19 protein-coding genes are annotated in these 25823 nt (G+C 64.5%); 7 read left to right on the forward strand and 12 right to left on the reverse strand.

Annotated features, from left to right (window positions below):
* Window positions 1–3: 3 nt before the first annotated feature.
* Both ACIP0B_RS04005 and ACIP0B_RS04010 read right to left on the reverse strand, forming a co-directional pair.
* Complete coding sequence (locus ACIP0B_RS04005; protein WP_400829963.1) at window positions 4–1254, reverse strand: sarcosine oxidase subunit beta; 1251 nt, start codon at window positions 1252–1254, stop codon at window positions 4–6.
* Window positions 1255–1274: 20 nt separating this feature from the next.
* Window positions 1275–2528 carry a serine hydroxymethyltransferase gene (locus tag ACIP0B_RS04010; RefSeq protein ID WP_400829964.1) on the reverse strand — a complete coding sequence of 418 codons (1254 nt, stop codon included), beginning with the start codon at window positions 2526–2528 and terminating at the stop codon, window positions 1275–1277.
* Between the two features lie 524 nt (window positions 2529–3052).
* Between ACIP0B_RS04010 and ACIP0B_RS04015 the strand changes: the two genes are divergently transcribed.
* From ACIP0B_RS04015 to ACIP0B_RS04035, 5 genes are all read left to right on the forward strand, one after another.
* Window positions 3053–4093, forward strand: coding sequence for a low specificity L-threonine aldolase (locus ACIP0B_RS04015; RefSeq protein ID WP_217894709.1), 1041 nt, complete (start codon window positions 3053–3055; stop codon window positions 4091–4093).
* Window positions 4094–4382: 289 nt separating this feature from the next.
* A complete protein-coding gene (locus ACIP0B_RS04020) occupies window positions 4383–5207 on the forward strand; it encodes an SDR family oxidoreductase (protein ID WP_400829966.1) in 825 nt (274 codons plus the stop codon).
* A 90-nt stretch (window positions 5208–5297) separates the two neighbouring features.
* Window positions 5298–5783 carry an Hcp family type VI secretion system effector gene (locus ACIP0B_RS04025; RefSeq protein WP_400829967.1) on the forward strand — a complete coding sequence of 162 codons (486 nt, stop codon included), beginning with the start codon at window positions 5298–5300 and terminating at the stop codon, window positions 5781–5783.
* A gap of 26 nt (window positions 5784–5809) precedes the next feature.
* Entirely contained in the window at window positions 5810–7219 is a 1410-nt protein-coding gene (locus ACIP0B_RS04030) for a hypothetical protein (RefSeq protein WP_400829969.1), read from the forward strand.
* Complete coding sequence (locus ACIP0B_RS04035; RefSeq protein WP_400829970.1) at window positions 7216–7980, forward strand: hypothetical protein; 765 nt, start codon at window positions 7216–7218, stop codon at window positions 7978–7980. Before ACIP0B_RS04030 ends, ACIP0B_RS04035 begins: the two co-directional genes overlap by 4 nt.
* Before the next feature lie 62 nt (window positions 7981–8042).
* On the opposite strand, the gene gbcB is transcribed toward ACIP0B_RS04035, so the two are convergent.
* Window positions 8043–9143 carry a glycine-betaine demethylase subunit GbcB gene (gene gbcB, locus ACIP0B_RS04040; protein ID WP_085586806.1) on the reverse strand — a complete coding sequence of 367 codons (1101 nt, stop codon included), beginning with the start codon at window positions 9141–9143 and terminating at the stop codon, window positions 8043–8045.
* Window positions 9144–9425: 282 nt separating this feature from the next.
* Here gbcB and gbcA point away from each other — a divergent pair, with 282 nt between their 5' ends.
* On the forward strand, window positions 9426–10718 hold the full coding sequence (gbcA, locus tag ACIP0B_RS04045; protein ID WP_085586769.1) for a glycine-betaine demethylase subunit GbcA: 1293 nt from the start codon (window positions 9426–9428) through the stop codon (window positions 10716–10718).
* Between the two features lie 107 nt (window positions 10719–10825).
* Here gbcA and ACIP0B_RS04050 read toward each other — a convergent pair whose 3' ends face one another.
* The 3 genes from ACIP0B_RS04050 to ACIP0B_RS04060 form a co-directional block, all read right to left on the reverse strand.
* Window positions 10826–12070, reverse strand: coding sequence for a metallophosphoesterase (locus tag ACIP0B_RS04050; RefSeq protein ID WP_400829973.1), 1245 nt, complete (start codon window positions 12068–12070; stop codon window positions 10826–10828).
* A 25-nt stretch (window positions 12071–12095) separates the two neighbouring features.
* A complete protein-coding gene (locus ACIP0B_RS04055) occupies window positions 12096–13964 on the reverse strand; it encodes a hypothetical protein (protein ID WP_400829974.1) in 1869 nt (622 codons plus the stop codon).
* A gap of 200 nt (window positions 13965–14164) precedes the next feature.
* Window positions 14165–17617: a GMC family oxidoreductase N-terminal domain-containing protein gene (locus tag ACIP0B_RS04060; RefSeq protein ID WP_400829976.1), complete on the reverse strand. Its 3453-nt coding sequence runs from the start codon at window positions 17615–17617 to the stop codon at window positions 14165–14167.
* Between the two features lie 352 nt (window positions 17618–17969).
* Here ACIP0B_RS04060 and ACIP0B_RS04065 point away from each other — a divergent pair, with 352 nt between their 5' ends.
* The gene (locus ACIP0B_RS04065) at window positions 17970–18287 is read left to right on the forward strand and encodes a hypothetical protein (protein ID WP_400829978.1); all 318 of its coding nucleotides are present in this window, start codon (window positions 17970–17972) and stop codon (window positions 18285–18287) included.
* A gap of 452 nt (window positions 18288–18739) precedes the next feature.
* Here the strand turns inward: ACIP0B_RS04065 and ACIP0B_RS04070 are convergent, their stop codons facing one another.
* From ACIP0B_RS04070 to ACIP0B_RS04095, 6 genes are all read right to left on the reverse strand, one after another.
* Window positions 18740–19510: an electron transfer flavoprotein subunit beta gene (locus tag ACIP0B_RS04070; RefSeq protein WP_400829979.1), complete on the reverse strand. Its 771-nt coding sequence runs from the start codon at window positions 19508–19510 to the stop codon at window positions 18740–18742.
* 10 nt (window positions 19511–19520) lie between these two features.
* Entirely contained in the window at window positions 19521–20741 is a 1221-nt protein-coding gene (locus tag ACIP0B_RS04075; protein ID WP_400829981.1) for an electron transfer flavoprotein subunit alpha/FixB family protein, read from the reverse strand.
* Window positions 20741–22690, reverse strand: coding sequence for a dimethylglycine demethylation protein DgcB (gene dgcB, locus ACIP0B_RS04080; RefSeq protein WP_400829982.1), 1950 nt, complete (start codon window positions 22688–22690; stop codon window positions 20741–20743). Before dgcB ends, ACIP0B_RS04075 begins: the two co-directional genes overlap by 1 nt.
* Before the next feature lie 198 nt (window positions 22691–22888).
* A complete protein-coding gene (gene dgcA / locus ACIP0B_RS04085) occupies window positions 22889–24949 on the reverse strand; it encodes a dimethylglycine demethylation protein DgcA (RefSeq protein WP_400829984.1) in 2061 nt (686 codons plus the stop codon).
* A 15-nt stretch (window positions 24950–24964) separates the two neighbouring features.
* Window positions 24965–25495 carry a DUF5943 domain-containing protein gene (locus tag ACIP0B_RS04090; protein WP_085580655.1) on the reverse strand — a complete coding sequence of 177 codons (531 nt, stop codon included), beginning with the start codon at window positions 25493–25495 and terminating at the stop codon, window positions 24965–24967.
* Between the two features lie 74 nt (window positions 25496–25569).
* On the reverse strand, window positions 25570–25823 hold a 254-nt coding region (locus ACIP0B_RS04095; protein WP_400829985.1), incomplete at its 5' end, for a membrane dipeptidase.

Raw genomic sequence — 25823 nt, forward strand, 5'->3', positions numbered from 1 at the left:
CTGTTAGTGGGCGACGGCGGCGGCGCCGTGTTCGTCGATGAGGGCGCCGCTGTGGAAGCGGTCGATGGAAAACGGTGCGGCCAGCGGGTGCATCTCGCCCTTGGCCAGGCTGGCGGCGAACACGTTGCCCGAGCCTGGGGTGGCCTTGAAGCCGCCGGTGCCCCAGCCGCAGTTGAAGAACATGTTCGGCACCGGGGTCTTGGAGATGATCGGGCAGGCGTCCGGGGTGGTGTCGACGATGCCGCCCCACTGGCGGTTCATGCGCACGCGGGACAGCACCGGGAACATCTCGACGATGGCCTGGATGGTGTGCTCGATCACCGGGTACGAACCGCGCTGGCCGTAGCCGTTGTAGCCGTCGATGCCGGCGCCGATCACAAGGTCGCCCTTGTCGGACTGGCTGATGTAGCCGTGCACGGCGTTGGACATGATCACGCTGTCGATGATCGGCTTGATCGGCTCGGACACCAGCGCCTGCAGCGGGTGGGATTCGAGCGGCAGGCGGAAGCCGGCGAGCTTGGCCATGTGGCCGGAGTTGCCGGCGGTGACCACGCCGACGCGCTTGGCGCCGATGAAGCCTTTGTTGGTCTCCACACCGATGCACACGCCGTTTTCCTTGCGGAAACCGATCACTTCGGTCTGCTGGATCAGGTCAACGCCCAAGGCGTCGGCCGCACGGGCGAAGCCCCAGGCCACGGCATCGTGGCGGGCCACGCCGCCGCGGCGCTGGACGGTGGCGCCCATCACCGGGTAGCGGGTGTTCTTGGAGCAGTCCAGGTACGGGATCTCGTCCGCCACCTGTTTGGCGTCGAGCAGCTCGCCGTCGATGCCGTTGAGGCGGTTGGCGCTGACCCGGCGCTCGGAGTCGCGGATGTCCTGCAGGGTATGGCACAGGTTGTAGACGCCGCGCTGGGAGAACATCACGTTGTAGTTCAGGTCCTGGGACAGGCCTTCCCACAGTTTCATCGCGTGCTCGTACAGGTGCGCCGACTCGTCCCACAGGTAGTTGGAACGCACGATGGTGGTGTTGCGGGCGGTGTTGCCGCCGCCCAGCCAGCCCTTCTCGACCACGGCCACGTTGGTGATGCCGTGCTCCTTGGCCAGGTAGTAGGCGGTCGCCAGGCCGTGCCCGCCGCCGCCGACGATGACCACGTCGTAGACCTTTTTCGGGGTCGGCGTGCGCCACATGCGCTGCCAGTTCTCATGGTGGCTGAGGGAGTGCTTGAAGAGGCCGAAGCCCGAATAGCGTTGCATAGTCATTACTCCAGAACCGCTCAGCGATAAACCGGGAAGTCAGCGCACAGGGCCGAAACCTGCTGGGCGACATTGGCCTCGACATCGGCGTCGCCGAGGTTGTCGAGGATGTCGCAGATCCAGCCGGCCAGCGTCGCGCACTGGGTCACCTTGAAGCCGCGGGTGGTCACCGCCGGGGTGCCGATGCGCAGGCCCGAAGTGACGAACGGCGACTGCGGGTCGTTCGGCACGGCGTTCTTGTTCACGGTGATGTGGGCGCGGCCCAGCGCCGCATCCGCGTCCTTGCCGGTGAGGCCCTGACGGATCAGGCTGACCAGGAACAGATGGTTGTCGGTGCCGCCGGACACTACATCGTAGCCACGTTTGACGAATACGCCCGCCATCGCCTGGGCGTTCTCGATCACCTGCTGCTGGTAGGCCTTGAAGCCGGGCTCCAGCGCTTCCTTGAAGCACACGGCCTTGGCGGCGATGACGTGCATCAGCGGGCCGCCCTGGGCGCCGGGGAACACGGCGGCGTTGAGTTTCTTCTCGATCTCTTCGTTGGCCTTGGCCAGGATCAGGCCGCCGCGCGGGCCGCGCAGGGTCTTGTGGGTGGTGGTGGTGACCACGTCGGCGAACGGGATCGGGTTCGGGTACAGGCCCGCCGCCACCAGACCGGCCACGTGGGCCATGTCGACGAACAGCAGCGCACCGACCTTGTCGGCGATCTGGCGGAAACGCGGGAAGTCGAGGGTCTTGGAGTACGCCGAGAAGCCGGCGACGATCATCTTCGGCTTGTGCTCGACGGCCAGGCGCTCGACTTCGTCGTAGTCGATCAGGCCGGTGGCGGTGTCGATGCCGTACTGCACGGCGTTGTACAGCTTGCCCGAGGACGACACCTTGGCGCCGTGGGTCAGGTGGCCGCCGTGGGCCAGGCTCATGCCCAGGATGGTGTCGCCGGCCTGCAGCAGCGCCAGGTACACGGCGCTGTTGGCCGAGGAGCCGGAGTGCGGCTGGACGTTGGCGTAATCGGCGCCGAACAGTTGCTTGGCGCGCTCGATGGCCAGGGCCTCGACCTTGTCCACGTGCTCGCAGCCGCCGTAGTAGCGCTTGCCCGGATAGCCTTCGGCGTACTTGTTGGTCAGGCCGCTGCCCTGGGCCTCCATGACGCGCTTGCTGGTGTAGTTCTCGGACGCGATCAGCTCGATGTGATCTTCCTGACGTTGCTCCTCGGCATTCATCGCCGCCAGCAGTGCATCGTCGTAACCCTGGATCCGGTCTTGCTTGCTGAACATCGCGTCTCTCCCAGCGGCGTCTGTGCGCCATTCGTCTCGGTCAGGCACCGGCGTTTCGGCAGTGCCCTTTGGATGCGATGGTATGACCGGTTCGGACACGTCAAATGCCTACGGACGCCACGCAAAGGCGCGTTTACGACATGGCGGGAAACCGGCGGGCCAGACGCAAGGCCCAACGCCTGGCGATGGCGTTCCGTCTGTCAGCCGTGATGGGACTGGCACACCGTCATCGCGGGCAAGCCCGCTCCCACAGTGTCCGAGGCGTTCGCGGATTCTGCGTTCACCCGCAATACCTGTGGGAGCGGGCTTGCCCGCGAAAGCGGCATGTCGGTCAAAGATGAATGCACTGATGCGCCCCATCGCCAGCAGGCTGGCTCCCGCATGGATCGGTGGTGCAGGCCGGACGGCATCGCTGTACAGTTCCGCAAGCGACATCCCGTGCGCGCCCCGGACGATCTTCGGTACAGTGCGTACCCTCATTGACCAACGGGTCACCACAAGTGACCCGATCACGGAAGCCGGCCATGACCGACAAGAGCCAACAATTCGCCAGCGACAACTATTCCGGCATCTGCCCCGAGGCCTGGGCCGCCATGGAACAGGCCAACCAGGGCCACCAGCGCGCCTACGGCGACGATGAATGGACGGCCCGCGCCTCGGACCATTTCCGCAGGCTGTTCGAGACCGACTGCGAGGTGTTCTTCGCCTTCAACGGCACCGCCGCCAACTCCCTGGCCCTGGCCTCGATGTGCCAGAGCTACCACAGCGTGATCTGCTCGGAGACCGCCCACGTCGAGACCGACGAGTGCGGCGCGCCGGAGTTCTTCTCCAACGGCTCCAAGCTGCTGATCGCCGGCACCGAGAACGGCAAGCTGACCCCGGCCTCGATCCGCGAGATCGCCCTCAAGCGCCAGGATATCCACTACCCCAAGCCGCGCGTCGTGACCCTGACCCAGGCCACCGAGGTCGGCAGCGTCTACACCCCGGACGAAGTGCGCGCCATCAGCGCCACCTGCAAGGAACTGGGCCTGAACCTGCACATGGACGGCGCGCGGTTCTCCAACGCCTGCGCGTTCCTGGGCTGCTCGCCGGCGGACCTGACCTGGAAGGCCGGCGTCGACGTGCTGTGCTTCGGCGGCACGAAGAACGGCATGGCGGTCGGCGAGGCGATCCTGTTCTTCAACCATGAACTGGCCGAAGACTTCGACTACCGCTGCAAGCAGGCCGGACAACTGGCCTCGAAGATGCGGTTCCTGTCGGCGCCGTGGGTCGGCATCCTGGAGAACGACGCCTGGCTCAAGTACGCCCGCCACGCCAACCGCTGCGCGCAACTGCTGGCGGAACTGGTCAGCGACATCCCGGGCGTCGAGCTGATGTTCCCGGTGCAGGCCAACGGCGTGTTCCTGCAACTGTCGGAGCCGGCCCTCGCCGCGCTGACCGCCCGTGGCTGGCGCTTCTATACCTTCATCGGCAAGGGCGGCGCACGGTTCATGTGCTCGTGGGACACCGAGGAAGAGCGGGTGCGCGAGCTGGCCCGTGACATCCGCGAGGTGATGTCCGCCTGATTCTTCGCGCACATGAACGCCCGGATGAGGGGATTCCCCGTAATGAGGTAATCCCCTGTGGCGAGGGAGCTTGCTCCCGCTGGGGTGCGTAGCAGCCCAAAAACCTGAGCCCGCGGTTCGCCAGACAAACCGAACTACCTGCATCACGACTGCTTCGCAGCCGAACGGGACGGTGCGTCGATCCGACAAGCTCCCTCGCCACAAAGCTGCATCACAGTCGTCGCTTCTGCTTGGTCTACAGTGTGTGTCGAGCCTTTCCGCTCACATAACAACAAGCAGGAGCGAACGCATGTCCCTCAAAGGCAAGACCCTGTTCATCACCGGCGCCAGCCGCGGCATCGGGCGCGAGATCGCGCTGCGGGCCGCAAAGGACGGGGCCAACATCGTGATCGCGGCCAAGAGCGCCGAACCCCACCCGAAACTGCCCGGCACCATCCACAGCGTGGCGAAGGAAGTCGAGGCGGCCGGCGGCCAGGCGCTCGCCCTGCAAGTGGATGTGCGCGACGAAGACGCCGTGCGCCAGGCGCTGGCCCAGGCCAACGAACGTTTCGGCGCCATCGACGCCCTGGTGAACAACGCCGGGGCGATCAAGCTCACCGGCGTGGCCCACATCGAGCTCAAGCGCTTCGACCTGATGCACCAGATCAACACCCGCGCGGTGCTGCTGTGCAGCCAGGCCGCCCTGCCCTACCTGAAAAAATCCGCCGGGCACATCCTCAATCTGTCGCCGCCGCTGAACCTGGCGAGCAAGTGGTTCGCCCAGTACAGCCCCTACACCGTCACCAAGTACGGCATGAGCATGCTCACCCTGGGCATGAGCGAGGAATTCGCCGCCCACGGCATCAGCGTCAATTCCCTGTGGCCGCAGACCATGATCGCCACGGCGGCCATCGAGTTTCAGCTGGGCAACCGGGAGTCGTTCAAACATGCGCGCACCCCGGCGATCATGGCGGACGCGGCCCACGCGATCCTCAGCAGCGGCGGGCGGCAGATCACCGGGCGTCTGCTGGTCGACGAGGAGATCCTGCGCGAACACGGCGCGACCGAATTCGGCCACTACCGCTTCGAACCGGACAGCGACGCCAAACTGATGCCCGACCTGTTCATCGACTGAACAATTTCAGAATCGGACTACGCCTCGTCCGACATCAAGTAAACAGGGTTCCTCATAGACTGCCCGCTCCACATTCAAGGTGCGAAGGCTATGGCGAACCCTGCCTACATGACCATCACCGGCAAGACACAAGGCCTCATTTCAGCGGGGTGCTCGACTCCTGAGTCCGTGGGCAACAAATACCAATCCGCCCATACCGACGAAATCATGGTGTTTGCCTTGAGCCATGAAATGCGCCGCGACAACAACCTGGGCAAGGCCGTCCACCAACCGGTCATCATCACCAAAGCGGTGGACAAATCCTCCCCGCTGCTGGCCCAGGCCCATTCGAACAGCGAAGAGCTGGAGTGCACGATCAGCCTCTATCGCACCTCGCCCCAAGGCCAACAGGAAAAGTTCTATACGATCGCCCTCGACGGCGCGGTCCTCGCCGAGGTCTCGCAGGATGTGCCGCACGTCATCCTGCAGAACGACGCCCAGCCCCAGGAACAGCTGGCCATCCGTTACCGCGGCATCAGCTGGGTGCACCACATCGCCGGCACCACCGGCCACACCTCGTGGAGCGAAACGGATTGAGCCCACGGCCATCCGATCCCTGTGACGTGCAGGACGCCGCCGGCCGTTTGCTGGGCCAGGCCCTGACCAGCGGCGCCCGCCATCTGGCCTTCGGCATGGCGCGCGTGCGGTTCACCCAACAGGTCGCACGCTACGCCAAGCGCATCGCCGATGAAGTGGCCGCCGGCCACCTGAGCCCGGAGCAAGGGATCCTGGCCCTTGCGCAAGAGCAGCGGGACTTGCTGAACCAGTCCCGCGCCCTGTCGCGCAACCCCCGCCCGGCGAGGGCCAGACCGTTGTCCGCGCAGCCCGCAGCCCATTCCGACCCGCAACGGTTGCTGCGGGCCGTCCACCGGCAGAACCTGAACGTGTCACGCCTGGCGGCGATGTCCGGCCCGCCCCCGCACCCCGTCAACGACCTGCGGTTCTTCCCCAGCGAACGCTGGCCGCTGGAGGTGCCGGCGCCTGTAGAGCCGGGGTTCTACATCGTGCCCGAAAGCCTGCCCGCCGAGGCACTTCAGGCGCGCCTGTTCCCGTCGCCCAAGCCCAATGTCATCGCCACCTTCAAACGCCTGAATCCGCTGGAGGACGTGGTGAAGGCCGGGTCGCTGATTGTTTTGAGCGATCCGGACAATCAGCAGTGCACCTATGAGGAGTCGTTGCTGATGGAGACCGCACGTACCGTGAGCACGGCGCTAGCACCGTTGACGGTGGAAGAGGCGGATTTCATGGCCCAGCACTACGGCATTATTCAGGGCGCACTCTCGGATCGATCGAAAGTGATAGGCGTCGTCACGGCCATAGCGGCCAATCATCTGGACGGTATAAAAAGCATTCTGAACGACATCGAGATTTTGCATACCAATACCCTTGAGGCAAATGGGAGCCTGAATTCAAAAGAATTCAAAAAAAAGCGTGCGAAATTGCTCAAAAGTCTGGATGGCCAACTCACCCGACTCACCAGAGAAACCCTCAACCTCCCTGACTACCCAAACCTGAAAACCGCCCTAGGTATCGATAACCCACACCTGGTCCATCGCTGGAGAAAGGCCGGCGGCATAAGCCAGATTCCCGGTTACGCCACTCATTTCCAGGCCGTCACCAACGCGTCGCAATACGTCAAATATGGCGGTTGGATCGGCACGGCGGTGGGAGGTAGTGCGTCGGTGATGAAGGTTCAGGAAGTTTGCGCAAATGGAAGCACCGAAGCGTGTGAAAAGGTGAAGTTCACGGAGACCGGAAGCTTTTTGGGTGGAGTGGGTGGCGGAATTGTCGCCGGCGCGCTCGTGAGTTTGAGTGCCTCAACGATCTGCGTAGGAGTGGGTCTCCCGACTGGCGGGCTCGGCACTGTCCTTTGCGCTGCCCTATTGGCAGGAGTCGGAAATTATGCCGGCGGGACTTTGGGCGAAAAAGGCGGTGATCGGATCGCAGAGAAAGTATACGAGGCTGTTAAATGACCCTCCGCATTTCAGACTTAATATTTTTGTTTGCTGGCATTATAGACTTCATCGGCATATTCACTCTAATAGGGATAATGCTGTATATCGCCAAAACAAAAACCGAAACCATACTAAACCACCTAACTAACAGCTCGATCTCAAACAAAATAATAGTACTTTGGCACGGAGGAACCCGGGGCAGAATTCGCATGATGGGCGAAGTGTTCGCCATCATGAGAAACCCAGCGATTTATATCCACACCGGAACACTTTGCGCGAAGGACTTCGAAAACTTCCCCAAAAAACTCAAGAAAGACTTAATCACCTTATACAGACTCGTTTTATTTTTTTTCGCAATGATGATGTGCCTGGGACTATTCGCATCCACAGAGCAAATGCACGACATCGCAAAAGACCCAATAGTGATTATGGCCATGGTGAGTTTAATAGGCCTTCTATTAGTCAATGGGATTTTGATTTATGTCGCCAAGGAAAAGCTGGAATTAATCCTCAACAGCTTTGGAAGAAGCTCGATCACCCCGTCTTTGCTCATGTTATGGCAGTCGGGTTTAGGGGGGCGCATCTATATGTTAGGAGAGATCTTTGGCATCCTCAAAAACCCCTCACGGTATATCTCCCAAGGCAAAGTAAGCGCAAGAGACGTTACGAGTTTTCCCCCAAAGCTCAAACGCGTCCTGCTTAGACTGAACAAATACCAGCGAATATTTGGTTTTACGTTCGTGGGCTTTGCCTTGCTCGCCATGTCCGAACTGGTTTGAAGTCGCAGTATTCCAGCCGACCTCCTCGCTGAGGAGATCGGCCAAAGTGCAAACAATCCGACTTAAAACTCAATCCGCACATCCCCCTTCGGCACGCTGCAGCACGACAGAATGTACCCCTCGGCCTCGTCGTCCTCGGTGATCCCGCCGTTGTGGTCCATCTCCACCTCGCCGCCGAGCTTGAGCACCTTGCACGTGCCGCAGATGCCCATGCCGCAGGCCTTGGGGATCATCAGGCCGACCTTGGCCGCCGCCGCGTGCACGGTTTCGCCCGGGGCCACGCGGATGCTCTTGTCCGAGGAGGTGAACTCCACCAGGTGCAGGTCCGCCGCATCGACCGCCGGCGCTTCCGCCGCCTGTTCGGCCTGTTCCACGGCATCGGCCTGGGCTTCCGGCGGCGTCGCGCCGAAGGATTCCTCGTGGTAGCGCTTCATGTCGTAGCCGGCGTTCTCCAGCAGGCGCTTGACCGCGTTCATGTACGGCGTCGGGCCGCAGCAGAACACTTCGCGCTCAAGGAAGTCCGGCACCATCAGTTCGAGCATCTTGTGGTTCAGGTAGCCGCGGTAGCCGGCCCAAGGCTCGCCCAGCCCGTGCTTCTCGCAGATCAGGTGCAGGCTGAAGTTGTCGATCCGCGACGCCATGTGCTCCAGCTCGCGGTGGTAGATGATGTCCTTGGGCGAGCGGGCGCTGTGGATGAACGACATGTCGACGTTGCCGTTGGTGTCGTAGAACCAGCGCGCCATGGACATGCACGGGGTGATGCCGACGCCGCCGCTCAGGTACAGCACTTTCGGGCTCGGGAAGTCGATGGCGTTGAACAGCCCGACCGGCCCGTGCACCGCCAGCTCCTGGCCTTCGTGCAGGGTGTCGTGCAGCCAGTTGGAGACCTTGCCCCCCGGCACGCGCTTGATGGTCACCGAGAAGCTGTAGGGCACCGACGGCGAGCTGGAGATGGTGTAGGAACGCATGATCGGCTGGCCGTCGATCTCCAGCTCCAGGGTCACGAACTGGCCCGGCTTGAAGAAGAACATGATCGGCTGGTCGGCCATGAAGCAGAACGTGCGCACATCCCAGGTTTCCTGGATGACTTTGACGCAACGGACTATGTGCCGGCCATTGGCCCAGGTCTGGGTGGTGACCGGATTCAGGAAGTTGTTGGACATGCTGTTCTCCACGGCCGACGGTCGGCCTTCATGTGGCGATTCTGCGCATGGCGCCAACCGTGCGTTTACCTATCCGCGACATTCACATGCTTATCGCGACCAGCCCCCAACCACCGGGGCTTGCGCGTCGGAATCAGATTGCGCCATGTCGCCCATGGATAAGGTTGCGGGCTGCGCCGGCCCCACACTCGGCTCCACATAACGACGATTTGCAGCACCTTGCGCAGCACACCTGATCAGCCACTTTCACCGGCCCGCAGAATGGCCATGAGGACCGAATCGATGGACACCGCAAAACTGAGCCTGGGCGATCCGCTGGAACCCGCACGCAAGGCCACCGCGCAAATGCTTCAGGAACGCGAGCGCACCTTCTCGCTGCCGCAGCCGTTCTACAGCGACGAGCGCCTGTTCGACATCGACATGCAGGAGATCTTCCAGAAGGAATGGCTGATCGCCGGCATGACCTGCGAGATCCCGGCCAAGGGCAACTACCTGACCCTGCAGATCGGCAAGAACCCGATCATCGTGATCCGCGGCGCCGAGGGCGTGGTGCACGCGTTCCACAACGTCTGCCGCCACCGCGGCTCGCGCCTGTGCACCAGCGACAAGGGCAAGGTCGCCAAGCTGGTCTGCCACTACCACCAGTGGACCTACGAGCTGGACGGCCGCCTGCTGTTCGCCGGCACCGAGATGGGCGCCGACTTCGACATGAACCAGTACGGCCTCAAGCCGGTGAACGTGAAGACCGCCGGCGGCTACATCTTCATCAGCCTGGCGGAGAACCCGCCGGCCATCGACGACTTCCTGTCGACCCTGAACCACTACATGGAACCCTACGACATGGAGAACACCAAGGTGGCGGTGCAGACCACCTTGATGGAGAAGGCCAACTGGAAACTGGTGCTGGAGAACAACCGCGAGTGCTACCACTGCAACGGCTCGCACCCTGAGCTGCTGAAAACCCTGCTGGAATGGGACGACGTCACCGACCCCCGCGCCGACCAGGCGTTCAAGGACCACGTCGCCGCCTCCGCCGCCGCCTGGGAAGCCGAGAAGATCCCTTACGCCCACGCCAGCTTCGGCCTGCGCAACCGCATCGTGCGCATGCCGCTGCTCAAGGGCACCGTGTCGATGACCATGGACGGCAAGCAGGGCTGCGCCAAGCTGATGGGCCGGATCAAGAACCCGGACCTGGGCTCGATGCGCATCCTGCACCTGCCGCACTCGTGGAACCACTGCATGGGCGACCACATCATCGTGTTCACCGTGTGGCCGATCAGCGCCCAGGAAACCATGGTCACCACCAAGTGGATCGTGCACAAGGACGCCGTCGAAGGCGTGGACTACGACGTCGAGCGCATGCGCAAGGTGTGGGACGCCACCAACGACCAGGACCGGCGCCTGGCCGAAGAGAACCAGCGGGGCATCAACTCCACGGCCTATCAGCCGGGGCCGTACTCCAAGACCTACGAGTTCGGCGTGGTCAACTTCGTGGACTGGTACAGCGAACGCATGCTGAGCAACCTCGGCGCCGAGCCTGCGCCGTACCTCAAAGGCGTGCCGGTGCAAGGCTAAAGGCAAAAGCACCGCCGGCAGGACGGCCCCCGCAAGGATTCTCCGATGCACAGAGAATCCCCTGTGGGAGCCAGCCTGCTGGCGATGAGGCCCTCACCCTCACCGCATCACCTGGATGACCACCTCACCGAGCCATCCTCACCGATGAACTCCTCGAATATCTCCTCGCCCACCAACCGCACCTTCGCATAACCGTTCAGCACCCGCAGCGGGTACGACGGATCCTGGGCATTCTTGGTCTCGGAAAACAGCACACGCGACTGCCCGTCCAGCTGGCTGGTCACCCCGTACGGAATCGCTCCGTGCCCGGCGCAGCGCGCATGCAGCCCGCCCTGGGTCGCGTAGACGATGCCGTTGTGCAGGTGCCCCCAATACCAGTAGTCCGGTTCGCGGCCGAGCGCATCGCAGACCGGTTGGTACAGCGCGGTCTTGTGGTGCCCGGTGATGTCGAAGCCCTGGTGGTGACTGAGCACCATCAGCTTCTTGCGTTTGGGCAGGCCTTTCATCCATTCGATCTGCGGCTTGTTCAGGGTGCCGTCCATGTACAGGTTCATCACATCCGAGGCATACGCGGTGTCCAGCCCGACGATCAGCCAGTCATCGTTGTACATCGCGAAGTAGCTGGTGCCCTGTTGCCCGGGAAAGCGGTGCGCCAGTTCCTTGAAGTAACCGTGGGCGCCGCTGTACATCTCGTGGTTGGAGTTGAGCGTGAACGAGCCGTGGGTGCCCATCGGCCAGCCGGCCATGTCGGTGTCTTCCTGCGAGTGGGTGCCGGCGTAGTAGACATCCCCCAGGTGAATGGTGAAATCGGCATTGGCCAGTTGCATCTGGTTGGCGACCGACACCGCCGGCGCATGGCTGTTGAACGGCCCGGTGCCCCAGTCGCCGGCAATCGCCAGGGTCACGTCGCGCTCCATTTTCACCATGGCCGGGTCGGTGCCGAAGGTCGCGTGGTGGCGCAGGTTCTCGATCCACTTGAGCAGCGCCTCGCTCCACAGCAGATCCAGCAATTCCCATTTGCGGCACCCCAGCAGCGTGCCGTCCTTGAGCACGCGGGTCTGCAATTGATCGGTGGACTGCGGCAGCGGCGTGGCATTGCCGATGCGCAGGATCGACAGGCCGTGGGCCAGTTCCCACGGCACGGCCGGCTCGTCGTCCGGCAGCTCGCCGTGCTTGAGCACGTACTGCGCCTGGTCGTGGCCGCGCTTGAGCAGTGTGATGATCGCCTCGAACTCCTTGGGCTCCAGCTCGCTGACCAGTTTCATCCAGGCCATTTCCATGCGCGTGAGCAAGCCGTGCAGGCGCACCTTGACCTTGTCGTACTCGTGTTTCAGATGACCGACCGCTGACATGGCGAAATCCTCTATCCGTAAGGGTTCACAGGGTTTTCATGAATTCGATCAGGGCACGCTTGTCCACGTCCGACAGTTGCGTGCCGTACAGGTGGCCGCTGTTGTGGTTGCCCTCCAGGCGCGTGTCGTACTTGAAGTCCGCCGAGGCCTTCATCTGCGCACCGCTGGTGACGAAGCCGACGTTGACCGGGTCGTACACGTCGGAGCCGGTGTAGAACACCTGCGGCCGCTTCTCGGGCGGCTGCAGCAGATCCCACAGGGTCGGCACCGAACCGTTGTGCAGGTACGGCGCCCGCAGCCAGATGCCGTCGGTGGGCGTGTTGCTGTAGCTCTGGGTCTTGCGGTAGGCGCCGAAGTCGAACGGCGGTGTCTTGAAGGTGTGGAACGCGGCGACCAGCCCCGTGGTGAACGAGTCGAGGCGGTGCGGGTCGGTGCCCAACTGGTCGATGTTGGTGGTGACCTGGCCGGTGTCGGTGCGGCCGAAGTCATGGCAACCGGCGCAGTTGGCTTCCCAGATCGGCTTGCCCTGGGCGACCTTGGCCTGATCCAGCGCCCACGGCCAGGCCGGCGCCTTGTGCCCCAGCAGCCAGTTGGTCACGCGGTTGAAGCTGGGCGGCAGCACCGACTGCGGCGTCGCGCCCACGGCCATCGCCGCCGCGTAGTTGCGCTCGTGGATCTTGTTGTTGTTGCCGTCCCAGTGCAGGTACATCGACTCGCGCGGCTTCTGGTTCCACACCTGCGGCAGGTCGACGGTGCCGATGGTCGAGTCGTCCGGGAAGCCGAACACCACCATCTTCGTCGGGTTGAAGGTGTCGGTGCGCCCCGGCCCCTGTTGCGGACGCAGCTTCTGCCAGGCGTAGGCCTGCTTCTGCTTGAGCAGCGCGGTCTTGGCCATCGGGATGATCAGGAAGCGGTTGTAGAGGCGCTCGAAGAAGCCCAGCTGGAACTTGGCGTTGATCGCCGCCATCACCGCGTCGGTGGTGAATTTCGGGTCGCTGGCGCAATCGTAGGCGAACCACTGGAAGGCCTGCAGTTGCAGGGTGTTGGCCGGCGCGCTCGGCACGTTGGTCGCCACGTCGCTGGCGTTGGCCCGGTAGGAGCCGGTGTGGCACAGCGCGCAGTTGGGCTCGACGGTCGGGTAGCCGATCTGCCGCTTGGCCATGCCGATGGGCAGGTCCTTGCCGTTCTCGAACAGGAAGCCGAAGACTTCCCAGCCACCGGGTTTCGGCAGTTTCTCGGGGCACATCTGCGGCAGCACGGAAAACAGGTAGTACGGGATCCGCGCCTCGATGCCCAGGCCGATGGCGGCGTACTTGTAGTGGTCTTCGTCGGAGGCGTATTCCTGCTCCGGCACCACCCGCAGCATCTGGTACCAGGTCTGGTAGCCGATGAACGCCAGCAGCGCCACGACCACGAACGTGGCCACCTTGAAGCCGTGGTTCTGCCAGCGCCGGGCCCAGCCGGCCCGCCATTCCCGCCATCCGGCGCACAGCAGCGGCAACGGCCGGTTCTCCGGGGCGCTGCCCAGGTACAGCAGGATGCCCAGGATCAGGAAGAAACTCAGGTCGCCCATCAGCATCGGCACGAACACCGAGCCCTGGCTGCTGGTGTCGATCAGGTAGATCCAGAACGCCACGGCGATCAGCCGCGTCAGCACGCACAGCCAGGAGTGCACCACGTAGCGCGGCGCGTTGAAGCCCGACGGCATGTAGAACACGCTGATGCCCACCAGCAGCATCCCGGCGTTCTCCAGCCACGGGTCGGAGAGCTGGGGCGGCAGGCCGACCACGGATGTCAGCAGCCCCGGCGCGAACAGCGCCGGGATCGCGAACACCATGTTCATCAGAATGCCGAGCCAGATGAAGCGTTGAAACCAGCGGATGTAGCTGTCCATATCATCCATTTCCTTGTGCAGACCTAAAGAAGAATTCCCGGTGTTGATGAGCCTTTGTGACGAGGGAGCTTGCTCCCGCTCGGCTGCGCAGCAGTCGTAAAACCAGCAGATGCCGGTGTTTCAGGAACACCGCATGCTCAGGTTCCGGGGCCGCTTCGCAGCCCAGCGGGAGCAAGCTCCCTCGCCACAGGAACACGTCATCAACCGAGGGCGGTCTTCTCCAGGTGTTCAAGGATGATCGGGTACACGTCCACCACGGCGTTCTTGCCGAACATGCAGTCGATGTGGCCGTAGCCCGGCACCACATGCCGGCTGTAGCGCTCCGGCCCGTGCGCCTTGCACACCCGCTCGTAGGTCCTGAGCGTGCTTTCCGGCAGGTAGCACTGGTTGTCGGCGCCGCTGATGAAGCAGATCGGCATGCTCAGCCGCTCGAAGTGCGGCATGTACACGTCGTGCCCCTTGAAATCCACCAGGTGGCCCTTGCGCACGATCAGCGCCAGGTGCTCGAAGGTCTGCATGTTCGACTCGCCGAACAGCTCATGCAGGTTCTCGTGCAGGGTTTCGTTCAAGGTGTCGTGGCGGTACAGCGAGGCGTACATGAACGTGATGCGGTGGCACACCGGGTTGGTGCAATAGCCCTGGGCCTCGATCCTGGCGTAGCCGTTGAGGGCCTTGTCGTACAGCTTGTTGAACCAGTTTTCCTTGCTGTCGGCGTAGGCCGTGAGGGATTTGACGCCGATGGCGTCGAGCATGCCCGGCAGGTGCAGCCCGGCCTTGAGCCCCGTGGCGGTGGCGACCACCGTGTCGGCGGCGATCTGCGAGCAGACCACCGAACGGACGTCCTGAAGGCCGGCCAGCAGCGACATGAAGAACGTGGTCGCGCCGTAGCAGTGCACCACGCACTGCACGTCCTTGGCCCCGGTCTCGCGGCGGATCTGGCCGATGGCGGCCTTGAAGTCGTACTGGGCGATCTGGTCGCCGTTCCATTCCTTCTTGCTCGCCGGCAGCAGGATGCTCACCCGGAAGTCCAGCAGCCACACGTCGTAGTCGTGCTTGCAGAGGAACTCCAGCAGGTTGGTCTGGATGGTGTCGGTGGAGAAGATGTTCGACCCCACGCCCAGCCCGTGCACCAGCATCACAGGCCCCTTGCTGCCGGCCCGGTAGCGGGTCAGGCGCAGCTGGACGCCGTCCTCGGTGGGGAAGAAATGCACGTCCGGGGTCGGCGCGTCCAGCGGCCGCTTCAGCCGCGGCGGCGCGTCGGGGTTGAAGTAGATGTCCCCGGCGAACACCCCGCCGTAGCTCTCCCAGAGGATCCCGGCGAAGAACTTGCCGAACCGCGCCAGGCCCTCGATGCGCTCACGCTCGTTGCGCGCGTTGAGCACTTTCATGGTGGTCATCTGCTTGGCGAAGTCCGCCGGCTTGATGTGCATCACCCCGGAGCCGATCACCTCGCCCGACTTGTCCGGCCCGCGGTACAGGGTGACGTAGAGGGTGCTGGTGTCGTGCCAGATGTTCAGCACGCCGTTGTCTTCCGGCACGGTCTTGAACGCGCTGAAGAAGTAGTCGTTGCCGTCCTCGGCGGTGAGTTTCATGTCGTACTTCATGTGCCGGGTGTCGACCTGCTGCTCGAACTGCTCGAACAGGTTGAACACGCCGTTGCTGGCGGTCAGCGGCTCGGGCGACAGCGCCGGGGCGATCACCGTGCCGACGATCGTCGCGGCGTGCGTCGGCTCCTTGATCATCCGGTTGAGGTCGTTGGCAGTGATGGTCAGGGTGAAGTCGATCGGCGAGTTGTCCGCCTCGCCGCGCTTGGCCGCCGCCTCGTACACTTTCAGGTCCGTGCTCTGCGCCGCGGTGAACGCCCGGGAGAAGTAGCCTTTCATGGTCTCGGTGAACTGCACGCCGAGGGTCGGCGGCGCCACCTGCTTGCGCGGCGCCGACGGCAGGGTGTAGTCGATGTGCCAGCCGCGGTCGGCGGCCAGCAGGCCCATGTTGCGTTCGCTCACGGCGGAGATGGTCAGCAGCGGGTTGACCGCCAGCGAGGTCGGAATCACCGCGCCGTCGGTCACGTACAGGTTGGCGTAGACGTCGGTGCCGCTGGCGCCGCTGAACACCTGGCCCTTGTGGTTGACCACCCCTTGCGCCGCGTCCTGGCCCATCACGCAGCCGCCCAGCGGGTGCACCGACACGATGCTGTGCTTGAGCAGCTTGGTCCAGATCGGGTTCTCCACCCAGATCCCGCCCAGGGCCTTGGTGCTCTGGTGCAGGCGTTCGTTGCCGATCTTGAAGTTGTCCTGCTCGCCGACGCCGGGCCAATCGATGCGCAGCTGATCCTTGCTGTCGAGCACCATCCGCCCCTGCCCGCTGTCATGGCTCATGATCAGGTAGGTCTGCATGTTGTGCAGCGCGCCGTGGTACGGCCCGCGCAGGAAGCTTTCGGTTTCGCGCTCCTTGTACTTCACCTTGCCGCTGAAGCTGTCGTCGGTGGGCTTGCCGATCAGTTCGGCGAACCCGGCCATCGCCGGCACCATCGGCCGGCCCAGGGCGCCGGGGATCGAGCCCTCCTCGATGACCATATGGCTGCTGCGGTCGCCTTCGGTGCGCATGTCGATGATCGAAGTGATGCACGGCCCCACCGGCTTGAGCTCCTTGGCCGAGTGCGCGCCGAAGCCGATGCCGTTGATGGTCTGCTCGCAGTTGTGGCCGAAGCCGAGGATGTCGCCGTTGCCGCTCATGTTCTCGCCGAGCTGGCCGGACATCGCCAGGCCCTTGTCCCGCGAGCGCAGCAGGATCTCGGTGGAGCCCAGGGTGCCGGCGGACACCACGACGATGTCGGCCTTGACGAACAGGGTCGGCGCCGAGAATTTCTCGCGGCCGCTGTCCAGGTACTGGAAGTGCACGATCCAGCCGTCGCCGTCGCGCTCCAGGTGGCGCACCTGGGCCTGGCAGAAGATCTCCGCGCCGTGGTTCCAGGCGTCCGGCAGGTAGTTCATCAGCGTGGTGTTCTTGGCCTTGTTGTTGCAGCCCGACACGCAGTCGCCGCAGTGGTTGCACGGCAGTTGCTCGACGCCGACATGGTTGGTGTTGTTGGGCAGCTTGTCGAAGGTCACGTTGATCGGCGGCTTGTAGAAATGCGCGCCCTGCTTGAGGTAGTCGGCGGATTTCTTGTTGGCGTCGAGCTTGGGCAGGTTCGGCGCGGTGCTGGGGTAAGGGTTGGGCTTGAGCATCTCGCGGGCCCGGGCATAGCCGTCCTTGAGCAGGGTGTCGCGGTGCGCGCGCACCTCCGGCGGCCAGCGCGGATCCTCGAACACGTCGGCCTCCGGCTCCAGCGAGACGTTGGCGTTGATCAGCGACGTGCCGCCCAGGCCGCAGCCGACCACCACGTTCTGCTGGGCGTTGACGTGCAGGTCGAACAGGCCGGTGCGCGAGCCGATGTGGCCGTCGGGGTCGTGCACCTGCAGTTCCTCGGTGGCGGCGACCATGGTGTTGGGGTATTCGCCGGGGCGGATTTCCCGGCCGCGCTCCAGCAGGCAGACCTTCTTGCCGGCCCGGGACAGGCGCGAGGCGGCAATGCCGCCGCCGTACCCCGAACCGATGACGATCACGTCGTAATGTTCCTTGATCTCACTGATGGGCGTTGCGATCCGTGACATGGGTAGGTTCCTCTCTCAGGCTGACGGGGCAACTCTGCGGTTGCCTGCGATCATGGGGCGAACGGCACCTGGCCTCCGGGCGGTCCGGCGGCAGTACAGCGGTTTGGGCAGTGGGCATTGCAAAAGCGCTAAAGACGGGCGCGCTGGTTGGCGGCGCGGCGCAGCGTGCGTTTGCGCGGCCGGGGTGCCGGCAACGCGGTGCGGGACACACAGGGAACAGGGGGCGGGCTGGGTGAATGGCTATCCATCACGCGTTCTCCCTGAACCGGATGTGGATAAGTGACGGCTGTCCTTGTGCCATTGGAGTGAAGACAGGCGCCGGATCGAAGTCAAGGCAGGCCCTTAGAACTGTATGAAATGTGATCAATTGCCGTTCGGACTAAGCCCGGCGGGCCTTGCGGGGTTTGGCGAACAAGTTATCCACACGACCACCCACAGCAAATGGGGACAACTGGGGAAAACCGAGGAGGAAATCGGTCGTCCGGCAAAAAAAAACTGTGGATTTTTCAGGACGATGCGTGAACAGGAAAAATGCTCATTTTTTGATCAAACCTTTGAAAGCCACGCCGATCATGGCTTTCAGCGTATGGCAAACACCTTATCCACAGAAGCGCCAACAGAGTTCGGGGGTAACTTGACGGTCGCTGTGGAAAAACGCCCAAGGTGTTGAATAAACCGGCCGTTGAGGACGTTTTGTGCCGGCCAAGGCTGAATCGAACGTTTTTTGATCAATTCCTTGCAAGCCACGATCTGCGGGGCCTTCAGCCGAAAGCGAACATCTTATCCACAAAAGGGCCAACAGAGATTGGGGGAAACTTTCGTCGAGCGTGACGGAAAAAAGGCCGGAAAAACCGTGACTTAGGCTGATCATTTTTTGATCGTAGGGCTGGAGGGCTTGATTGGCGTGGGGTCTGGGGAGGGGCGAACATGTTATCCACAGAATCGCCAACAGGGATTGTGAGTAAAGCCTGCGGGAGCAAATGTCTCGCCCCTGTCTTGCGGCGCCTTTGCCGGCCTCATCGCCAGCAGGCTGGCTCCCACAGTTTCTGTTGCACCACAAACCCGTGTGGGAGCCAGCCTGCTGGCGATGGCGTCAGAGAGGCCACCGCAAGGCAAGGGAATTCAGCGAACCACCCCCTCCTCGATCAGCAGCTTGAGGATCGCCTCGGCCCCCGCCTGGGCGCTGACGCCCTTGAGCACCTGCCCGCCCCCGCCGCTGGCCTTGGCCGTGGCGGCCTTCATCCGGTCGGCGCCGCTCTTGGCCTTGATCACCTTCAGCCGCTTCGGGCGCGGCTTGGCCGGTTGCAGCGTCGCTGCCGCCAACAGTCCGTCGTCCACCACTTCGACGTCTTCGGGTTGCAGCACACCGCGCCGGGCCGGCCCGTAGGCGCTTTGCCGTGGCTTGGGCGCGGCGTTATCCACAGTGGCCAGAAACGGCAGGCGCACCTTCAGCCGCCGCCGCTGCCCGCGCGGCAGCGCCTGCAGCACCAGGGCCGAGCCGTCGTTGATCGATTCGACCTGCGCCAGCCCCACCACCAGCGGCCAACCCAGCCCTTCGGCCAACAGGAACGGCAGCATCCCCGAACCTTCGCCGGTTTCCGCCTGGCTGCCGGTGAGTACCACCTGGGCACCGGCCCCGCGCAGGTAGTCGGTCAGCGCCGGCAGCGCGTCCGCCCCCGCCGGCTGCTCCAGCACGTGCATCTGCTCAAGGCCCATGCCCAGGTAGGCGCGCAGCGCAGGCTCGGCGATGTCGCCGGCGTGCAGCACTTGCAGGCCGTCCCCGGCCAGTTGCAGGCCCAGCTCCACGGCGCGGGCATCCTGCTCGGCACGGCGCGGCCGGCCCGAGGTCGGGTGGGCGCCGATCGAAACCAGACTGATGACTTTTGCGTTCATGACCCTTTCCTCAAGCCGCATCACGTTTGGCGTCGTTGCGCCAGGCCTCTACCGCCGCGATCAAGGCCTGCAGGATCTCGGCGCTCTCGCCGATCACCGACAGGTCCGCGCGCTTGATCATGTCGCAGCCGGCGTCGAGGTTGATCGCCACCACCTTGTCGCAGGCACCGATGCCTTGCAGGTGCTGGATCGCCCCGGAAATCCCCACCGCCACATACACCCGCGCGGTGACCCAGGTGCCGGACGCGCCGACCTGGCGGTCGCGGGACATGAAGCCGTCGTCCACCGCCACCCGCGAAGCGCCTTCGGTGGCGCCGAGGGCGGCGGCCGTCCTGTGGAAAAGATCCCAGTCCTTGACCCCGTTGCCGCCGGAGAAGATGAACTCCGCCTCGGCCATCGGGATCGCCGCCGGATCCACCGCCACCGCGCCCAGATCCTCGATGCGCGACAGGCTGCGGGCCACGCTTGTGGATAACTCCACCGGCAGGGCCTCGTGACGGGTTTCGCTGACCGGCTCGGCGCATTCGGCCGAGGCCAGGATCAACCGCGCCAGCGGCCGGACGAGGTCTTGCAGGCCCGCCCCGGCCCGGCCGGTGCATTCCTGATCCTTGACTTGCCACACCCGCGTCGCCGGGCGTTCGCCCAACGCGGCGGCAAAGCGCCGGCCGAGTTCACCGCCGCCGCTGCGGCTGTCCGGCAGCAGCCAATGGCGCGGGCCGAATTGGTTATCCACAGCCCGCAGGCCCTGCACCCGTTGTTCCGGTGCATAACCGCTGAACTGCTCGCCTTCGAGCACCAGCAGGCGGTCGACGCCCGCCGTGGCGAAGGCGCTTTCCTTGTGTTCGCCGAACACCACGGCCAGCACCGCGCCGTCCTGGCCGGCCAACTGACGGGCCAGGCCCAGCAGATCGCGGTCGTGGCTGCTCAGGCGGCCGCCGACCATGTCCGGCACCACGCAGATGTGGAACGCCGGGGCCGGCACCTGATGCAGCGGCAATTGCACTTCCACGGCGGCCGAGCGCTTGACCGCCCCGCCCTGCTGGGCGCCGCTGCGGTCGATGCGCTTGATGCCGTTGGGGCCGATGAAACCGACACCGTGGGGGTTCTTGCGGACGATCCCGTTGGGGCCCATCCAGCTGTGCTGCGCCGGCTGCATGGCCGCGTGCAGCGGGTGCAGGCGGTTGCGGGCGATCCGTTCGGCGCGCGGATCGCGGCGGATAATGTCGCTCATCAGTGGGCCTCCGCAGGTTCACGTTTGGCCGGGGCGGCGGGCTTGCCCGAGGCGGACTCCTCCAACAGCGCGTCGGCCACCAGTTCGGCGATGTCCTTGATCAGCGGACGCGGCTCGACCACGCCCTCAAGCATCGCCGTGCACTGCGGACAACCCACGGCCACCAGTTCGGCGCCGGTCTCGCGGATGTCTTCCATGCGCATGTCGGGGATCCGCTGCTTGCCCGGAATGTCGGTGATCGGCGCCCCGCCACCGCCGCCGCAGCAGCGCGAACGGAAGCCGGAACGCTGCATTTCCTTGACCTCGATGCCCAGGGCCCGCAGCACTTGGCGCGGCGCTTCGTACTCGCCGTTGTAGCGGCCCAGGTAGCAAGGGTCGTGGTAGGTCACGCTGTCGCCCTTGTGCTGGCCCAGGTTCAGCGCGCCGTCGCCGATCAGCTCCGCCATGTAGGTGCTGTGGTGCTGCACCAGGTAGTTGCCGCCGAAGGCGCCGTACTCGTTCTTCAGCACGTGGAAGCTGTGCGGGTCGCAGGTGACGATGCGGTTGAAGCGGTACTTGGCCAGGGTCTGGATGTTGCGCTTGGCGAGCAGCTGGAACGTCGCCTCGTCGCCCAGGCGCCGGGCCACGTCGCCGCTGTCGCGCTCTTCGAGGCCAAGCACGGCGAAGTCGATCTTCGCCGCCTTCAGCACTTTGACGAAGGCGCGCAGGGTGCGCTGGTTACGCATGTCGAAGGCACCGTCGCCGACCCAGAACAGCACGTCGGTGGATTTCTTCTCGCCGAGCACGTCGAGGTTCAGGTCCGCCGCCCAGTTCATCCGTCCGCCCGGGGCGAAACCGCCGGGGTTGTCGGTGGCGATCAGGTTCTCCAGGACTTCGGCGCCCTTGTTCGGGGTCGCGCCCTTCTCCAGGGTCAGGTGACGGCGCATGTCGACGATGGCATCGACGTGCTCGATCATCATCGGGCACTCCTCGACGCAGGCGCGGCAGGTGGTGCACGACCAGAGTGTCTCGGCGTCCACCAGGCCGTTGACGATCGGCTGGTGCGGATTGCCCGAGTGCTCGCCGACCGGTTTGCCCGGATACGGGCTGCCGGCGAACTTCGCGTCGCTGCCGCCGGCCAGGCCGACGACCATGTCCTGGATCAGCTTCTTCGGGTTCAGCGGCTGGCCGGCGGCGAACGCCGGGCACGCCGCTTCGCACTTGCCGCACTGCACGCAGGCGTCGAAGCCGAGCAATTGGTTCCAGGTGAAATCCTTCGGCTTCTCCACGCCCAGCGGCGCTTCCGGATCGTTGAGGTCCAGTGGCTTGAGGCCGGTGGAGCGACCGCCGCCGAAGCGTTCGGCGCGGCGGTGCCAGGCCAGGTGCAGGGCACCGGCGAAGGCGTGCTTCATCGGTCCGCCCCAGGTCATGCCGAAGAACAGCTCCGACACGCCCCACAGCACACCGACGCCCAGGATGGCCGCCAGCACCCAGCCGCCGAAGTTTTCCGGCAGGATGCCGGCCACCGGCAAGGTCACCAGGAAGAACGAGGCCGAGAACGCCAGCAGGCTTTTCGGCAGGCGCATCCACGGGCCTTTGGACAGGCGCGACGGCGGGTCGAGCCGCCGGCGGTAGACGAAGAGCGCGCCGACGAACATCACCGCCGTCATCAGCAGCAGCGCGTAGCCGAGGATCCGGTTGTGCAGGCCGAAGCCGTGCACCAGGATCGCCAGCACGATGGACGCCACCGCCCCGCCCGCCGTGGCGACGTGGGTGTTGGCGATGTATTTGTCCCGCGCCACCACGTGGTGCAGGTCGACCATGTAGCGCTTGGGCATGGCGAACAGGCCGCCGATCAGGTCGACCTTCGAGGCACGGCCCCGGCGCCACATGGCCACCCGCCGCAACGCGCCCAGCACCGCGAGGGCCAGGGCCGCGAACAGCAGGATTGGAAGAAGGGTGTTCAACATAGGTGTTGCTCCCGAAGACGCAGAGTCATGTGCGCGCCAGATGAGAGCGCCGCACTTGCTTGTGGCGAGGGAGCTTGCTCCCGCTGGAGCGCGAAGCGCTCCCAAAGCAGCCCAGGCGTACGCCTGATGGATATCGGCTGCTGCTTTTGGGGCTGCTTCACAGCCCAGCGGGAGCAAGCTCCCTCGCCACAGATGCCGCTAGAAGTCCTTGCACAGCCGCAGCGCGTCATAGATCGCCGCATGGGTGTTGCGCTGGGCCACGCAGTCGCCGATGCGGAACAGCAGGTAGCCGTCCCCCGCCTGGCTCAGCGATGGCTGCGGCTGGATCGCGAACAGCGCCTCGACGTCGATCTGGCCCTTGTTGCGCGAGCCTTCCTTGAGCGCGTAGTAGATGGCCTCGTCCGGACGCACGCCGTTCTCCACCACCACCTGATCCACCACCCGCTCCTCTTTGGCGCCGGTGTATTCGTTCTCCAGCACCGCCACCAGCTTGTCGCCCTCGCGGTAGACCTTCTCCAGCATCATGTCGCCGGTCATGATCACTTCTTTGGGGTACATGCTGCGGTAGTAGGTCGGGAACGACGTGCCGCCGATGGCCACGCCCGGCTTGATGTCGTCGGTGACGATCTCGACCTGGCTGCCCTTGTCGGCGAGGAAGTCGGCGACCGACATCCCGGTGAACTCGCAGATGGTGTCGTAGACCAGCACGTTCTTGCCCGGCGCGACCTTGCCGTCGAGCACGTCCCAGCTGCTGACCACCAGCCCTTCGGCGGCGCCCCAGTGCTCGTTCTGCTCCAGGTACGGATGGCCGCCGACGGCGAGCACCACGATGTCCGGGCGCAGGTCCATGATGGTCGGCGCATCCGCCGCCACGCCCAGGCGCAGGTCGACCTTCAGGCGCGCCAGCTCCAGCTGGAACCAGCGGGTGATGCCGGCGATCTGGTCACGCTGCGGCGCCTTGGCCGCCGTGGTGATCTGGCCGCCGATGAATTCCTTCTTCTCGAACAGGGTCACGTCGTGGCCGCGCTCGGCCGCCACACGGGCGGCTTCCATCCCCGCCGGGCCGGCCCCGACGATCACCACCTTGCGTTTCGGCCCTGCCGACTTCTCGATGATGTGCGGCACGCCCATGTATTCGCGGGAGGTCGCGGCGTTCTGGATGCACAGCACGTCCAGGCCCTGGTACTGGCGGTCGATGCAGTAGTTGGCGCCCACGCACTGCTTGATCTGGTCGACCTGGCCCATCTTGATCTTGGCGATCAGGTGCGGGTCGGCGATGTGGGCGCGGGTCATGCCGACCATGTCCACGTAGCCGCCTTCGAGGATGCGCGTGGCCTGGTTCGGGTCCTTGATGTTCTGCGCGTGCAGCACCGGCACCTTGACCACTTCCTTGATCCCGGCCGCCAGGTGCAGGAAAGGCTCCGGCGGGTAGCTCATGTTCGGGATCACGTTGGCCAGGGTGTTGTGGGTGTCGCAGCCCGAGCCCACCACGCCGATGAAATCGAGCATGCCGGTGTCGTCGTAGTACTTGGCGATCTGCTTCATGTCCTCGTGGGACAGGCCGTCCGGGTGGAATTCGTCGCCGCAGATGCGCATGCCCACGCAGAAGTCGTCGCCGACCTCGGCGCGCACGGCCTTGAGCACCTCCAGGCCGAACTTCATGCGGCCCTCGAAGGTGCCGCCCCATTCGTCGGTGCGCTTGTTGACCCGCGGGCTCCAGAACTGGTCGATCATGTGCTGGTGCACCGCCGACAGCTCGACGCCGTCCAGGCCGCCGGCCTTGGCCCGGCGCGCGGCCTGGGCGTAGTTGCCGATCACCCGCCAGATCTCTTCCGGCTCGATGGTCTTGCAGGTGGCGCGGTGCACCGGTTCGCGGATGCCCGACGGCGACATCAGGGTCGGCCAGTTGTAGCCGTCCCAGCGGGAGCGGCGGCCCATGTGGGTAATCTGGATCATGATCTTGGCGCCATGCTTGTGCATGGCGTCGGCCAGGTTCTGGAAGTGCGGGATGATCCGGTCGGTGGACAGGTTCACCGAACTCCACCACTGCTGCGGGCTGTCGATGGCCACCACCGACGAACCGCCGCAGATCGCCAGGCCGATGCCGCCCTTGGCTTTCTCTTCGTAGTACTTGACGTAGCGCTCGGTGGTCATGCCCCCGTCAGTCGCGTAGACCTCGGCGTGCGCGGTGCTGAGCACGCGGTTGCGGATGGTCAGTTTGCCGATCTGGATCGGCTGGAACATTGCTTCGAAAGCCATGGCGGATTCCTCGACTTACAACGGCTTGACGGTGAACAGGCCGTCGTCGTGGCCTTCTTCGGAACCGCCGTAGACCTGCTCGGCCACGGTGCGGACCTTGCTGCCGCGGGCGGCGAGGATCTGGTCCATCGCCCCGGCGAACCAGCCGGTGAACATGTAGTCGACCTTGCGCCCGACCTTGCCGTACACGTAGACGAACGCCGAGTGTTCGAGCTTGACGCTGGCGGTGCCCTTGTCGAGGTCGATGTCCTGGATCTTGAACAGGCCCCAGCCGCGCTGCGACAGGCGCTTCATGTAGTGCTCGAACACCGCGACGCCTTCGAGGCCGTGGCATTCGGCTTCTTTCTCGCACCAGTGCCAGGCGGACTTGTAGCCGGCCTTGTAGAGGATCTCGGCATAGGCTTCGGCGCCCAGCACTTCCTCGATGCCCATGTGGTTGTTGACGAAGAAATGGCGCGGCACGTACAGCATCGGCAGGGCGTCGGACGTCCAGACACCGGTCTCGCTGTCGACTTCGATTGGCAATTGCGGGGCGATCTTGGCCATGGAAACTTAACTCCAGAAAAATTTTGGTGTTGCCCCCGGCGCGGACGGCCGGGGGAAAGTATTCGGGAAGCGGCTTATTCGCCCCAGACGTCCTTGAGGACGTTCACCCAGTTCTCGCCCATGATCTTGCGCACCACACGCTCGGAGTGGCCGCGCTTGAGCAGGGTTTCGGTCAGGTTCGGGAACTCGCCGACGGTGCGGATGCCCAGCGGGTTGATGATCTTGCCGAAGTTGGTCAGGCGACGGGCGTAGCCCTTGTCGTGGGTCAGGTACTCGAAGAAGTCCTGGCCGTGGCCCTGGGTGAAGTCGGTGCCGATGCCGATGGCGT

The sequence above is a fragment of the Pseudomonas sp. NPDC089534 genome (assembly GCF_044749305.1).
In the GTDB taxonomy this organism is placed as follows: Bacteria; Pseudomonadota; Gammaproteobacteria; order Pseudomonadales; family Pseudomonadaceae; genus Aquipseudomonas; species Aquipseudomonas ekonensis.

What these genes read in the sequence shown, in the direction of transcription:
- ACIP0B_RS04005 (WP_400829963.1), bottom strand. Translation starts at nt 1,254, where the DNA reads ATGCAACGCTATTCGGGCTTCGGCCTCTTCAAGCACTCCCTCAGCCAC.
- ACIP0B_RS04065 (WP_400829978.1), top strand. Translation starts at nt 17,970, where the DNA reads ATGAAATGTGATCAATTGCCGTTCGGACTAAGCCCGGCGGGCCTTGCG.
- ACIP0B_RS04055 (WP_400829974.1), bottom strand. Translation starts at nt 13,964, where the DNA reads ATGGACAGCTACATCCGCTGGTTTCAACGCTTCATCTGGCTCGGCATT.
- ACIP0B_RS04050 (WP_400829973.1), bottom strand. Translation starts at nt 12,070, where the DNA reads ATGTCAGCGGTCGGTCATCTGAAACACGAGTACGACAAGGTCAAGGTG.
- dgcB (WP_400829982.1), bottom strand. Translation starts at nt 22,690, where the DNA reads ATGTTGAACACCCTTCTTCCAATCCTGCTGTTCGCGGCCCTGGCCCTC.
- ACIP0B_RS04015 (WP_217894709.1), top strand. Translation starts at nt 3,053, where the DNA reads ATGACCGACAAGAGCCAACAATTCGCCAGCGACAACTATTCCGGCATC.
- ACIP0B_RS04010 (WP_400829964.1), bottom strand. Translation starts at nt 2,528, where the DNA reads ATGTTCAGCAAGCAAGACCGGATCCAGGGTTACGACGATGCACTGCTG.
- gbcA (WP_085586769.1), top strand. Translation starts at nt 9,426, where the DNA reads ATGGACACCGCAAAACTGAGCCTGGGCGATCCGCTGGAACCCGCACGC.
- ACIP0B_RS04070 (WP_400829979.1), bottom strand. Translation starts at nt 19,510, where the DNA reads ATGAACGCAAAAGTCATCAGTCTGGTTTCGATCGGCGCCCACCCGACC.
- dgcA (WP_400829984.1), bottom strand. Translation starts at nt 24,949, where the DNA reads ATGGCTTTCGAAGCAATGTTCCAGCCGATCCAGATCGGCAAACTGACC.
- ACIP0B_RS04060 (WP_400829976.1), bottom strand. Translation starts at nt 17,617, where the DNA reads ATGTCACGGATCGCAACGCCCATCAGTGAGATCAAGGAACATTACGAC.
- ACIP0B_RS04035 (WP_400829970.1), top strand. Translation starts at nt 7,216, where the DNA reads ATGACCCTCCGCATTTCAGACTTAATATTTTTGTTTGCTGGCATTATA.
- ACIP0B_RS04020 (WP_400829966.1), top strand. Translation starts at nt 4,383, where the DNA reads ATGTCCCTCAAAGGCAAGACCCTGTTCATCACCGGCGCCAGCCGCGGC.
- ACIP0B_RS04075 (WP_400829981.1), bottom strand. Translation starts at nt 20,741, where the DNA reads ATGAGCGACATTATCCGCCGCGATCCGCGCGCCGAACGGATCGCCCGC.
- ACIP0B_RS04025 (WP_400829967.1), top strand. Translation starts at nt 5,298, where the DNA reads ATGGCGAACCCTGCCTACATGACCATCACCGGCAAGACACAAGGCCTC.
- ACIP0B_RS04090 (WP_085580655.1), bottom strand. Translation starts at nt 25,495, where the DNA reads ATGGCCAAGATCGCCCCGCAATTGCCAATCGAAGTCGACAGCGAGACC.
- gbcB (WP_085586806.1), bottom strand. Translation starts at nt 9,143, where the DNA reads ATGTCCAACAACTTCCTGAATCCGGTCACCACCCAGACCTGGGCCAAT.